Source organism: Methylobacterium sp. E-025 (genome assembly GCF_022829705.1).
Taxonomy (GTDB): domain Bacteria; phylum Pseudomonadota; class Alphaproteobacteria; order Rhizobiales; family Beijerinckiaceae; genus Methylobacterium.
Genome location: NZ_JAKSYR010000037.1, coordinates 17,083 through 29,825 on the forward strand (window position 1 = coordinate 17,083; position 12,743 = coordinate 29,825).

Annotated in this window: 11 protein-coding genes; 5 read left to right on the forward strand and 6 right to left on the reverse strand. The window is 73.1% G+C overall.

Features of this window, described 5'->3' with window-relative positions:
- Positions 1–33 precede the first annotated feature (33 nt).
- From MKK64_RS02820 to hrpB, 4 genes are all read right to left on the reverse strand, one after another.
- Positions 34–714: a CoA pyrophosphatase gene (locus tag MKK64_RS02820; RefSeq protein WP_243932160.1), complete on the reverse strand. Its 681-nt coding sequence runs from the start codon at positions 712–714 to the stop codon at positions 34–36.
- Positions 711–1,289, reverse strand: coding sequence for a DUF1285 domain-containing protein (locus MKK64_RS02825; protein ID WP_147728898.1), 579 nt, complete (start codon positions 1,287–1,289; stop codon positions 711–713). The genes MKK64_RS02820 and MKK64_RS02825 overlap by 4 nt, the downstream gene beginning before the upstream one ends.
- Before the next feature lie 7 nt (positions 1,290–1,296).
- On the reverse strand, positions 1,297–1,764 hold the full coding sequence (locus MKK64_RS02830; protein WP_147844603.1) for a PaaI family thioesterase: 468 nt from the start codon (positions 1,762–1,764) through the stop codon (positions 1,297–1,299).
- 106 nt (positions 1,765–1,870) lie between these two features.
- Complete coding sequence (gene hrpB, locus MKK64_RS02835; protein WP_243932161.1) at positions 1,871–4,354, reverse strand: ATP-dependent helicase HrpB; 2,484 nt, start codon at positions 4,352–4,354, stop codon at positions 1,871–1,873.
- Between the two features lie 179 nt (positions 4,355–4,533).
- On the opposite strand from hrpB, the gene MKK64_RS02840 reads away from it, so the two are divergent.
- Together MKK64_RS02840 and mutS are read left to right on the forward strand one after the other, a co-directional pair.
- Positions 4,534–4,824 carry a hypothetical protein gene (locus MKK64_RS02840; protein ID WP_147729502.1) on the forward strand — a complete coding sequence of 97 codons (291 nt, stop codon included), beginning with the start codon at positions 4,534–4,536 and terminating at the stop codon, positions 4,822–4,824.
- A gap of 226 nt (positions 4,825–5,050) precedes the next feature.
- Entirely contained in the window at positions 5,051–7,702 is a 2,652-nt protein-coding gene (gene mutS, locus MKK64_RS02845; RefSeq protein WP_409567838.1) for a DNA mismatch repair protein MutS, read from the forward strand.
- Between the two features lie 7 nt (positions 7,703–7,709).
- On the opposite strand, the gene MKK64_RS02850 is transcribed toward mutS, so the two are convergent.
- Both MKK64_RS02850 and MKK64_RS02855 read right to left on the reverse strand, forming a co-directional pair.
- Positions 7,710–8,132: a response regulator gene (locus tag MKK64_RS02850; RefSeq protein ID WP_243932163.1), complete on the reverse strand. Its 423-nt coding sequence runs from the start codon at positions 8,130–8,132 to the stop codon at positions 7,710–7,712.
- Positions 8,129–9,217: a PAS domain-containing protein gene (locus MKK64_RS02855; RefSeq protein WP_243932164.1), complete on the reverse strand. Its 1,089-nt coding sequence runs from the start codon at positions 9,215–9,217 to the stop codon at positions 8,129–8,131. The genes MKK64_RS02850 and MKK64_RS02855 overlap by 4 nt, the downstream gene beginning before the upstream one ends.
- 297 nt (positions 9,218–9,514) lie before the next feature.
- Between MKK64_RS02855 and MKK64_RS02860 the strand changes: the two genes are divergently transcribed.
- The 3 genes from MKK64_RS02860 (at position 9,515) to MKK64_RS02870 (ending at position 12,646) form a co-directional block, all read left to right on the forward strand.
- A complete protein-coding gene (locus tag MKK64_RS02860; protein WP_243932165.1) occupies positions 9,515–10,948 on the forward strand; it encodes an AmpG family muropeptide MFS transporter in 1,434 nt (477 codons plus the stop codon).
- 10 nt (positions 10,949–10,958) lie between these two features.
- Entirely contained in the window at positions 10,959–11,912 is a 954-nt protein-coding gene (locus MKK64_RS02865; RefSeq protein ID WP_243932166.1) for an EcsC family protein, read from the forward strand.
- A 74-nt stretch (positions 11,913–11,986) separates the two neighbouring features.
- Entirely contained in the window at positions 11,987–12,646 is a 660-nt protein-coding gene (locus tag MKK64_RS02870) for an MgtC/SapB family protein (RefSeq protein WP_243932167.1), read from the forward strand.
- The last annotated feature ends 97 nt before the right edge of the window (positions 12,647–12,743 follow it).

The window sequence follows — 12,743 nt, forward strand, 5'->3', positions numbered from 1 at the left end:
CCGATCGTTGGGCGCGGGCGATCCCCGCGCGGCTTAAGATTGGGCCTTCGGCCGCCCGAAATCGAGCCGTTCGGCGAGGTTGTGCAGGATGCCCGCTGTCACACCCCAGATCAGCCGCTCGCCGTAGGGGAGGGCGTAGAATCGCCGCTCGCGCCCCTGCCACACCCGCATCCGCAGCTCGTAGCGCGCGCGGTCGGCGAGCACCGCCAAGGGAACCTCGAAGATCGCGTCGACCTCGGCCGGGTTCGGCGCGAGGCGCGCCTCCGGGTCGATCAGACCGATCACCGGCGCCACCAGGAACCCGGTGCCGGACAGGTAGGGATCGAGGTAGCCCAGCATCCGCACGCGCGCCGGCGACAGGCCGATCTCCTCCTCGGCCTCGCGCAAGGCCGCCGCGTGCGGGCTCGCATCGGTCGGGTCGATCTTGCCGCCGGGCAGCGCGACTTGGCCGGAATGGTCGCGCAGGTGGGCGGCGCGCTGCGTCAGCACGATCGCGAGGCCGGCGTCGCGCGCGACGACCGGCACCAGCACGGCCGCCCGGCGATGGGGCGGCGGCGGGATCACGGCGCTGCCGTCGGGCTCCAGGCTGTGGTCGCCGCGCGGGTTCGAGGTCGGGTCGTCCGGCCCGGGCGGGTCGCGCGCGAGACGCGCTTCGGCGCGCGCCAGGAAGTCGGCGAGGTCCGCGTCGCGGGTCGGGCTGCCCACGATGCTCACGCCGCATCGGCCGGGGCGATGCGGTGGAAGCGGCCGCCGGCGGCGATCCCGAGCCAGGGGGCGCCGTCGAGGTCGCGTTCCTCGGCCAGGGCGACGAGGTCGTAGGTGAGCGCCCGCGTCACCAGCGCCCAGAGGCCGCGGCGGACGTGGAGATAGGGCTTGAGCGCGCCGGCCTCGCCTTGCGCGAAGCGGAGCTCGTGCTCGGCGTCGACGGGCACGAGGTCGTCGACGTTGGTGCGGAAGCTGATGCGGCGCGCCTCGCCCGCGCCGTCGACCGCCATCTCGACGGCGACGAAGGCCGCATCCTCCACTACGATCGAGACCTTCTCCACCGGCGTGACCAGGACGGTGGTGCCGTCGGGCTCGCGCCGCAGGATCGAGGCGAAGAGCTTGACCATCTTCGGGCGGCGGATCGGCGTGCCGGCGTGGAACCACGTGCCGTCGGCGGCGATGCGCATGTCGATCGCGCCGCAATCGGGCGGGTTCCAGGTCTCGACCGGCGGCAGGCCGCGCCTGGGCAGGTCGGCCAGGGCCGCGCCGAGGCGGCTCAGGGTCGGATCGTCGGAGGTGGTCATGACGCTCTCAGATAGCGTCGCCGGTCGGTCCGGGAACGGGGGGCGCCTCCGGGCGCCGGCGCAGGATCTTCCAGACGCCGGAGGCGACGCCGACGACGCGCGCCGCGTGCCGCAGCTCGCAGCGCAGGAAGACGAGCGAGCCGGTGCGCTTGATCACCTCCGGCGCCACGGTGATCCAGTCGCCCAGCCGCGCGGTGTCGACGAACTGCATCTCCATCTGGATCGTCACGCAGTTCGCCCCGTCGGCCGCCCGCATCGCGGTCTCGCCCAGCGCCCGGTCGGCGAAGCTCATCAGCATCCCGCCGTGGACGACGCCGATCAGGTTGGCGTGCTTGTCGGCGGCCCGGAACGCGTAGGCGCCGTCGCGGACGTAGACCGGGCCGACATGGGCGATGAAGCCGGTGTCGTGGATCGGCGTCCAGCCGTCGCCCTCGGGCTGCCCGGCTTCGGGATTCTGCGGTTCTTCGGTCGGCATGCGGGCGGAGTCTCGATCTCGCGGCGGGCGGTCGCGCCCGGCTTCGTGTCACGGTCGCATCGCGCCCGCCGCCTGTCACCTGTCACCGGTCACCTGCCGTTCGCGCTCATGTGCCGCGCGGCTTGGCGCGGCGGGTCGGCGGCGCCTCCAGCGGGTTCTCCGGCCAGGGGTGGCGCGGATAGCGGCCGCGCATCTCGGTGCGCACGGCGCTCCAGGAGCCGCGCCAGAAGCCCGGGAGGTCACGGGTGATCTGCACCGGACGGTGACCGGGCGAGAGCAGGTGGAGCACGAGCGGCACCCGGCCGATGGTCGGATGCGTCACCAGCCCGAACAGCTCCTGCACCCGCACGGCCAGGACGGGGCCGCCCTCGGCCTCGTAGTCGATCGGGATCCGCGAGCCGGTCGGCACCTCGACATGGGTCGGCGCCTCGGCGTCGAGGCGGGCCCGGAGGGGCCAGGGCAGCAGCCCCTGCAGCGCCTCGCCGAGGTCGCTGGCGGCGACGGCGTCGAGGCCGAGGCGGCCGAGGAGGGCGGGCGCGAGCCAGTCCTCGACCGTCCCGGCGAGGGCGCCGTCCGCCAGATCGGGCCAGTTGCCGCCTTCCGCCGCGCGCAGGAACGCGATGCGGGCGCGCCACTGCGTCAGTGCCGGGGTCCAGGGCAGGCGTTCGAGGCCGAGCCCGGCGATGCCGCGGGCGAGGACCTTGGCCGAGTCGAGATCCGGCGGAACTGGGCGCGTGCGCTCGCCGAGCGTGACGGCGCCGAGACGGCGCAGGCTGCGGGCCCGCAGCGCCCGTGCCGCCGCGTCGAAGGTCACCTGCGTGACGCGCTCGATCCGGTCGGCGAAGCCGGCCTCGATCGCGTCGAGGTCGATCGCGGCGGCGGCGAGGATGCGGGCGTTGCCGGCGGCGCCGACGATGTCGGCGATGACGAGGAACGGCTCGCGGGCGAGCGGGGAGGCGGAGTCGAGGCGCCCGGCCCGGCCGTTGGCCATCACGAACTCGCCCTCGCGCCCGCGCGCCTTCGCGACCCGGTCGGGATAGGCCAGCGCCAGCAACGATCCGGCGCTCGGCTCGGGAGCCTCGCGATCGCCGGATGCCGCGGCCGACCGTGCCCAGCCCTGCGCCATCCGGCGCATGTCGGCGGCGCGCTGGCCGCGGTCGCGGCGGAAGCGCTCGACCCGGTCGGCGAGGTCGACCGCGTCGCCGCCGAGGCCGCGCTCGACCAGGACGGCGGCGAGGTCGGCGGCGGCCGCCGCGGCGCCGAGGCCGGCGGCGGCGACCACCATGCGGGCGAGTCGCGGCGGCAGGGGGAGGGCGCGCAGGCGCCGCCCGGTCTCGGTGAGGCGCCCGTCCGCGTCGATCGCATCGAGGTCGCGCAGCATCGCGCGCGCCTCCTTCAGGGCGGGCGCCGGCGGCGGGTCGAGGAAGGCGAGGGTGCCGGGATCGGTCACGCCCCACTCGGCGCAATCGAGCACGAGGCCGGCCAGGTCCGCCGAGACGATCTCGGGGCGGGTGAACGGCTCGAGCGCGCTAGTTCCGGCCTCGGCCCAGAGCCGCCAGCACACGCCGGGCTCGGTCCGGCCCGCGCGGCCGCGGCGCTGGTCGACCGAGGCGCGGGAGGCGCGCGCGGTCACCAGCCGGGTCAGCCCGAGCCCGGGTTCGTAGACCGGCACCCGCGCGAGGCCGGAATCGACCACGATGCGCACGCCCTCGATCGTCAGCGAGGTCTCGGCGATGCTGGTGGCCAGCACCACCTTGCGCGCGCCGGGTGCGGCCGGCGACACCGCCCGGTCCTGCTCGGCCGGCATCAGCGCGCCGTAGAGCGGCGCGACCGCGACCTCGGGCCCGACGCGGCCTTCCAGCGCCGCGGCGACGCGGCGGATCTCGCCCTGGCCCGGCAGGAAGGCCAGGACCGAACCCGGATCGGCCCGCAGCGCACGCAGGATCGCGTCCGTCATCGCGTCCTCGATCCGGCGGTTCGGATCGCGGTCGGCGTAGCGGGTCTCCACCGGAAAGGCGCGTCCCTCGGACGCCACGACCGGCGCGTCGCCGAGCAGGCGCGCGACGCGGGCGCCGTCGAGCGTCGCCGACATGACCAGGATGCGCAGGTCGTCGCGCAAGCCGGCCTGCGCGTCGAGGGCGAGGGCGAGGGCGAAATCGGCATCGAGCGAGCGCTCGTGGAATTCGTCGAACAGCACCGCGCCGATGCTGGACAGTTCCGGGTCGTCGAGGATCATGCGGCCGAAGACCCCCTCGGTCACGACCTCGATCCGGGTGCGGCCCGAGATCTTCGAGCCGAGCCGGACGCGCAGGCCGACGGTGTCGCCGACGCGCTCGCCCAGGGTGCCGGCCATGCGATCGGCCGCGGCACGCGCAGCGAGACGGCGCGGTTCCAGCACGATGATCTTGCCGGAGCCGAGCCAGGGCGCGTCGAGGAGGTCGAGCGGCACCCGCGTCGTCTTGCCGGCACCCGGCGGAGCGACCAGCACGGCGGCGTTCGAGGATGCCAGCGCCGCGCGCAGGGCGGGAAGCGCCGCATCGATCGGCAGGGGGCTGAGCGGGGACAGAGCAGACGTCGGGGCGGATGGCATCGCGATCGTCCTACCGTGACGATCGGGCGGCGCTACGATTCAAGTCCGCGAACAATCCCGATTTAGCCAAGAAATTAATCCTCCTTCGACGGCACGATTCCACGGCCGATGCCTGGAACGACTTGAGGCGCTTGAACTTATAGCCCGGCAGCGCATGAGCGCGGACTGGAGAATTCTTGATGACACGTCTTTCCTTGACCCTTGCGACCGGACTGCTTCTCGGCGGCCTCGGCCTGGGGTCGATCTCCGTCTCCGCCGCGCCCGCGATGCCGCAGGCCGGCATCGTCGCCGGCAGCACGACCGACGCGGTCGCCTATCGCCGCCACTACCGTCATCACCACTCCACCAAGGCCGAGCGCATGATGCGCCGCCGCAATACCATGCGCCACGGGAACCCGAATGCGCGCAACCCGGCGATGCGCGGCTACCAGCAGAACCTCGGCAACACGGTCGGCGGCCCGCGCTACTGATCGATCCGCCTCGGAGCGATGCGAGGAAGCCGGCGCCCCATGGCGCCGGCTTCCTTCGTTCGTTGCGTCGCCGGCAGCGTCCGGCCTTCTCCCCAGCGATCCGGCGGGCGGCCGCTGATCAAACCCGGACGCGTCTGCTAAGAGCCGTCTCATGGCCCGCAGCTCAGCCCGAAACCTCGCCGACGTCGCCGGATCAGGCACCGCGGAGGTCGCCGGCCCGACGCCGATGATGGCGCAGTACATCGAGATCAAGGCCGCCAACCCGGACTGCCTGCTGTTCTACCGGATGGGCGACTTCTACGAGCTGTTCTTCTCCGATGCCGAGACGGCCTCGCGGGCGCTCGGCATCGTCCTGACCAAGCGCGGCAAGCACGGCGGCGCCGACATCCCGATGTGCGGCGTGCCGGTGGAGCGCGCCGACGACTACCTCAGCCGGCTGATCGGGCTCGGGCACAGGGTCGCGGTCTGCGAGCAGACCGAGGATCCGGCCGAGGCCAAGCGCCGGGGCCCGAAATCGGTGGTCCGCCGCGAGGTCGTGCGCCTCGTCACCCCCGGCACCATCACCGAGGACCGCCTGCTCGATCCGGGCAGCGCCAACCTGCTGCTGGCGGTCGGCCGTCGCAAGGTCTCGGACACGGCCTTCGCCTACGGGCTCGCGGCGATCGACATCTCCACCGGGCGCTTCGCCCTGAGCGAGGTTGCGGGCGCCGACCTCGCCGGCGCGATCGCCCGGCACGATCCGCGCGAGATCGTCCTGTCGGAGGCCATCCACACCGATCCGGCGCTCGCCCGGCTCTGGGCCGAGACGCGGGCGGCGGTGGTGCCCCTGGCCCAGGCGGAGCTGGAGCCGGCCTCGGCCGAGCGCCGCATCCGCGAGCAGTACGGCGTCGCGACGCTCGACGGCTTCGGCGCCTTCACCCGCGCCGAGATCGCCGCCGCCGGAGCGGCGCTGCTTTACGTCGCGCGCACCCAGCTCGCCGCCCGCGCGCCCCTGAGCGTGCCGACCCGCGAGGAGGCCGGGACGACGCTGGCGATCGACGCGGCGACGCGCGCGAACCTCGAGCTCACGCGCACGCTCTCGGGCGAGCGGGCGGGCAGCCTCCTCGACGCGATCGACCGGACCGTCTCGGCCAACGGCGCGCGGCTCCTGGCCGAGCATCTGGCCGGGCCGCTCACCGACCTCGCCGCCATCGCGCGGCGACACGAGGCGGTGGCGCGGCTGGTGGAGGATCGCGCCCTGCGCGCGACGCTGCGCGACGCGCTCGCCCGCGCGCCCGACCTCGCCCGCGCGCTGGCCCGCACCGGCCTCGGCCGGGCCGGCCCGCGCGACCTCGCCGCGATCCGCGACGGGCTCGACGTGGCGCTGGCGCTCGGGGCGCGCCTGTCGGACGGACGCGACCTGCCGGAGGATCTGGCGCGGCTCTGCGGCATCCTCGCCCGCGCCGATCGCGATCTGCTCGACATGCTGCGCGCGAGCCTCGCCGACGAGCTGCCGCTGAACCGCCGCGACGGCGGATACGTCCGCGCCGGCTACCATCCCGACATCGACGAGGCCCGCCTGCTCGGGAGCGACTCGCGCAAGGTCGTGGCGGCCCTGCAGGCGCGCTACGCCGAGGAGACCGGGTGCCGCACGCTGCGGATCAAGCACAACGGCCTGCTCGGCTACTTCATCGAGGTGCCGCAATCGGTCGGCGAAGCCTGCCTGAAGGGCCTGATGCGCGACTTCGTGCATCGCCAGACCATGGTCGACGCCATGCGCTTCACCAGCGTCGAGCTCGGCGCGCTGGAACAGAAGATCTCCGGGGCCGCCGAGCGGGCGCTTGCCCTGGAAGGTGCCGTGTTCGACGACCTCGCCGCCCGCATCGTCGCGCAGGCCGAGGCGATCGGCGGCATCGCCGAGGCCCTGGCCGCCCTCGACGTGGCCGCGAGCCACGCCGAGCTTGCAGTGGAGCTCGACTGGCGCCGACCGCAGGTCGACGCGTCGCTGAGCTTCGTCATCGCGGGCGGCCGCCATCCGGTGGTCGAAGCGGCCCTGCGCAAATCCGGCGCGGCCTTCATCGCCAACGATTGCGACCTCTCGGGCGAGGGGCGCGGCCGCATCCGGCTGATCACCGGCCCGAACATGGGCGGCAAGTCGACCTACCTGCGCCAGAACGCCCTGATCGCCGTGCTCGCGCAGATCGGCGCCTTCGTGCCGGCGCTCCAGGCCCGGATTGGCCGCGTCGACCGCCTGTTCTCCCGGGTCGGCGCCGCCGACGACCTCGCGCGCGGGCAATCGACCTTCATGGTCGAGATGGTCGAGACGGCCGCGATCCTGAACCAGGCGACCCGGCACTCGCTGGTGATCCTGGACGAGATCGGGCGCGGAACCGCGACCTATGACGGGCTCTCGATCGCCTGGGCCTGCCTCGAGCACCTGCACGAGACGAACGCCTGCCGCGCGCTGTTCGCCACCCATTTCCACGAGCTGACCGCCCTGGGCCAGCGGCTGGCGCGGCTCGACAACGCCACCCTGAAGGTCGCCGAGCACCGGGACGGCGTGGTCTTCCTGCACGAGGTGGTGCCGGGGGTGGCGGAGCGCAGCTACGGGCTCCAGGTGGCGCGGATCGCGGGCCTTCCGGGCAGCGTCGTCGCGCGGGCCGGCGCGATCCTGAAGGGGCTGGAGAAGGCCGAGCGCGAGCGCCCCAGCCGTCCGCGCATCGACGACCTGCCGTTGTTCGCGAGCCTCGCCCCGCCCCCTCTGCCGGAACCGGCGGTCGAGGCGGACGACGCGCTCGGCCTGCTGCTGGACGCGATCGACCCGGACGCGCTGACGCCGCGCGAGGCGATGGAGGCGCTCTACCGGCTCAAGCGCGAGCGCGAGGCGGCCGCCGGCTGAGCCCGGCTCAACCGGGCGCGCGGAAGAACCCGTCCGGGCAGGGCGGGGCCGGCACGCGCCCGGCGCGGCAGCCGGCCACGTAGTCGAGGGTGCTCGCCACGACCCGCTCGGAATAGGGCTTGGAGATCACGCCGAAGGCGCCCGCGAAGTCGTCGGGGATGCGCTTGGCGTTGGCGGTCATGAACACCACCGTCGTGCGCGGGTCGGCGCTGAGCGCGCGGGCGACGTCGACGCCGGTCGGCCCGTCGACGAGATGGATGTCGACGAGCGCGATGTCGGGTGCGGTGGACTGCCCGAGCGCGATCGCCTCGGCCGAGCTGGCGGCGATGCCGACCGTGACGTAGCCGAGGTCGTCGAGCAGGAACTCGAGCTCGAGGGCGATCAGCGCCTCGTCCTCGACCACGAGGATGCGCAGGGCCGGGGCGCTCACGCGTCCTCCGCCAGGGGAATGTCGATCTCGACGACGGTGCCCGGCGCCCGATCGCGCCACGTGATCGTGCCGCGCAGCTGCCGCACCACCATCTCGACGAGGTTCCGGCCGAAGCCCGCCGGGTTCACCGGCCCCGCATCGAGGCCGACGCCGTCGTCCTCGATCGTGAGGTGCATGCCGGCGTCGGTGCGCTGCGCGGTGATGCCGATGCGGCCGCTCCGGTTCTCGGGAAAGGCGTGGCGGACGGCGTTGGTCGCCAGCTCGTGGATCATCAGGGCGAGCGGCGCGGCCATCGCGGCGGAGACGGCGATCGAGTCGATCCGCGCCTCGACCCGGGTCCGCTCCGCATCGAGCCCGGCGTTGAGATCGGACAGGAAGTCGTCGGTGAAGTCCGACAGGTTGAACTTGGTGACGTCGCCGGCCGAGTAGAGCATGCGGTGGGCGGTCGAGAGCGCGCCGATGCGCTCGGCCATGCTCGAGAGCGCATCGCGCGCCTCGCCCTCGGGCGTGCGCCGGGCCTTCAGCAGCATCAGCGACGAGATCACCTGGAGGTTGTTCTTGACCCGGTGATCGACCTCGTGGAGCAGGGCGGTCTTCTGCTCGAGGGCCGCCTGCAGGTCGGCGGTGCGCTGCCCGACCTGGCGCTCCAGCTCGTCGTTGGTGCCGCGCATCGCCTGCTCGACGGTGCGCTTGTCGGTCATGTCGGCCTGCGCGGCGAAGAAGAACGTCACCCGTCCGTCGGCGTTTCGCACCGGGTTGACGGTCATGCTGTTCCAGAAGGCGGTGCCGTCCTTGCGGTAGTTCAGGAGCTCGCACTCGATCGGCTCGGCCGCCTCGAGCGCGGCGCGCAGGCGCGCGACCTCCGACGCGTCCGTGCCGGCGCCCTGCAGCATCCGGCAATTGCGCCCGAGAAGCTCGTCGCGGTCGTAGCCGGACAGCTTCAGGAAGGCCTCGTTCACCCAGACGATCGGGTTGTTATCGTGCGTCGCCCCCGTGAGCAGCATCGGCGTCGGGCTCGAGTCGAACGCCCGCGCGAATGTCGCCGGAGCGAGCGGATAATCCGCCTGATCGCTGGTCTCCATCATCCTGTAACCGATCGGTACGCGAGGAGCCTCGAGGCAGGGATGGCCGCCGCGCCGGGCCAGCGCGGCAGACCGTTGCGAGCGGAACGGCTACGCTCGCATCATCCGAACAGGTACGCAGGGGCAAGGTTCCCGCCCCGCCCCGCTTGTACCCAGGCAAATGTGCGATGTCGCGTTAAGCAGACATCGACCATGATCCGGCCGCCGCACCCCGCACGGATCGCCCCCGATGCGGGGGCGGCGCAAGGCTGCCACGATTCTCACGGATCAAGGCGGAAGGGCGTCAAGGAGTTCCACCGCATGGCCATGGACACCGCACCCGACAAGCCCGCACGACGGCTGCGGGCCCGCGACCTCGTCGAGGATCGGCGCATCGTCCTGATGCTGGCGCTCGGCTTCTCCTCGGGGCTGCCGCTGCTCCTGGTGCTCGGGACGTTCACCCTGCGGCTCGCCTTCTCGGACATCAACGTCAAGGCGATCGGCCTGTTCAGCTACGTGGCGCTGCCGTACTCGCTGAAGTTCCTGTGGGCGCCGATGATCGACCGGATCGACGTTCCGGTGCTGAGCGCTCGTCTTGGGCGCCGCCGCGCCTGGATGGTGACGACGCAGGTCGCGGTGGCGCTCTGCCTGGTGCTGATGGCCTTCGCCGATCCGCAGACGAGCCTCGCGCTGCTCGGCCTCGGCGCCTTCCTCGTCGCCTTCTGCGCCGCGACCCAGGACGTGGTCGTCGACGGCTGGCGCATCGACGCCGCCGGCACCGACTTCCAGGGCATCCTCGCGGCGACTTCGAACCTCGGCTACCGCCTCGGCCTGATCACAGCGGGCGCCGGCGCGCTGTTCATCGCCTCCGACAAGGGCTGGACCTTCGCCTACCTGACGATGGCGGCCCTGATGCTCGTCGGCCTGATCGCGGCCCTGCTCGCGCCTGCCTTCGACACCCGGCGCCCCGAGCCGGCGGTCGCAGCCGCGCAGACGCCGAAGGCGACCGGGACGCGGCTGTTGTCGATCCGCCAGGCCGTGCTGGAGCCCCTGGTCGAGCTGCACGGCCGGATGGGGCCGGCCCTGTGGGGCGTGCTGGTGCTGGTGGCGCTCTACCGCATGCCGGATTTCGTCTCCGGCGTGATGGCGAGCCCGCTGTACCGGACGCTGGGCTTCGACCTGAAGGAGATCGCCACCGTCACCAAGCTCTACGGCATCTGGGTCGGCATCGCGGGCGGGTTCGCGGGCGGCTGGGCGATGGCGCGATTCGGGATGTTCCCGACGCTGCTGGCCGGCGCTTTCCTCGCCGCCGCCTCGCACCTCTCCTTCGCCTGGCTGTCGACCGGCGGGCCGGAGGTCTGGCGGCTGACGGTGGCGATCTCGATCGAGAACTTCTGCGGCTCCTTCGCCGGCATCGCGCTGATCGCCTACATGTCGAGCCTGACCACCCCCGGCTACGCGGCGACGCAGTACGCCCTGTTCTCCTCGCTCTACGCGCTACCGGGCAAGCTCGTCGCGGGCACCGCCGGCTACATCGTCGCCGCCTTCGGCTACCCGACCTTCTTCGTCCTGACCTCTGCGGTCGGCATCCCGGTGGTGCTGCTCTGCCTCGCCGTCGGCAGAACGCCGAGCCGCAGGCCCGTGCCGGCCTCGGGCGACGCGGGGATGGCCGCCGCGGGCGGGCACGGGAACCCTCCCGCGCCCGTCCCGCTTCCTACCGGTTCGCCGGGCGTGCCCCTGAGAACCCAGGCTTGAGGAGGAATGCATGAGCGATATCGCGCTGACCGGTGAGGTCCTTCCGGCCGCCACCGAGTCCATCGAGCGTCCCTTGAACGAGGCGGACCTCGCGGCATTGCGTCGGTCCGTCCGTGCCCTGGAGCAGCCGGGCCTCGCCGCCCGGCTCTCGGCCGCCGCCGGCGCTCCCCTCGACATGATCGGCCGGTCCCTGCCGGCCCCGGTGACCGAGGTCGTCGGGCGCTCGACCGAGGCGGCGATGCGCGGGGCGCTGCGCGTTGCGCTCAAGACCCTGCCGAAGGTCGCGGTCGCGCCGGCCGCCGGCACCGAGATCGAGAGCGTCGCCGTCAAGCCGGAGGGACGCCTCGGCGCGCTGCTCGGCAGCCTGACCGGATCGAGCACCTTCAACCACAAGGCCATGGCCGCGCTGTCGGGGGCGTTCGGAGGCGCCTTCGGCCTCGCGACGCTGGCCGTCGAGCTGCCGGTCTCGACCACCCTGATGCTGCGCTCGATCGCCGAGATCGCGCGGGAGGAGGGCGAGGACCTCGACGACCCGGAGGGTGCGCTCGCCTGCGTCCAGGTCTTCGCGCTGGGCGGAAAGGGCGATGCGGCGGGCGCGGCCGAGGGCACCGGCCTGACCGAGAGCGGCTACTTCGCGGTGCGCGCAGCCCTCGCCAAGACGATGGCGGAGGCCGCCCGCTACGCCGGGAGCAAGACGCTGCTCGACCAGTCGGCGCCGGCGCTGATCCGCTTCACCGCGCAGATCGCGGCGCGCTTCGGCATCGTGGTCTCGCAGAAGGTCGCCGCGCAGGCGGTGCCGGTGCTGGGCGCGTTCGGCGGCGCGGCGGTCAACACCGCCTTCATGAGCCACTTCCAGTCGATGGCCCGCGCCCACTTCACCGTCCGGCGCCTGGAGCGCACCTACGGGCAGGCGACCGTGCGTGCGGCCTACGAGGTGGAGAAGGCCGCGCTCGGCGTCGCATGACGGGCTGAACCGGCCTATCGTCCCCAGAGGATCGCGGGACAGAACGGAGACCGGCCCTGCTCGGCAACGGAGAGATGATCGGCCGGCTCGCGCTGGCGGCCCTGCTCGGCAGCGTGATCGGGCTCGAGCGCGAGCGCCTGCTCTGGGCGGCCGGCCTGCGCACGCACATGCTGGTCTGCGTCGGCTCGTGCCTGATCATGCTGGTCTCGACCTACGGCTTCGCCGATGCGCTGGGCGCCCGGAACGTCGTCCTCGACCCGTCGCGCGTCGCGGCGCAGGTGGTCTCCGGGATCGGCTTCCTCGGCGCGGGCACGATCCTGCTGCGCGGCGAGGTCGTGAAGGGGCTGACCACCGCCGCGAGCCTGTGGGCGGTGGCGGCGATCGGGCTCGCCATCGGCGGCGGGCTCTACGTCCCGGCGGTGGCGACCACGACCTTCGTCGTCGCGATCCTCGCGGGCGTCAAGCCGCTGGAGGAGCGCTGGCGCGACCGGATGCAGACGCGGACCCTCCGCCTCGTCGCCAAGCGCGGGGCGCTGTCGATCGACACCCTGCACGCGGCGACCGGCGAACGGGCCTCGCGGGTGCGCCAGTTCGTGGCGCGCACCGCCGAGGACCCCGCCCTCGACGAGATCGAGGTCGCGTTCGTGCGCCTGTCGGCGACCAGCGTCGAGGCGATCGCCGAGACCCTGCGGGCGAACCCCGACGTCGTCAGCGTCGAGACGGCGCAGCGCTAGAGCACCGTCTTCACGCGAGCCGGGGGCCACCTCGCTCGAAGATGCTGCATCTTGTGAAGTCGCATTTTCTTCACGCGAGCTGGGAGCCGCCTCGCTC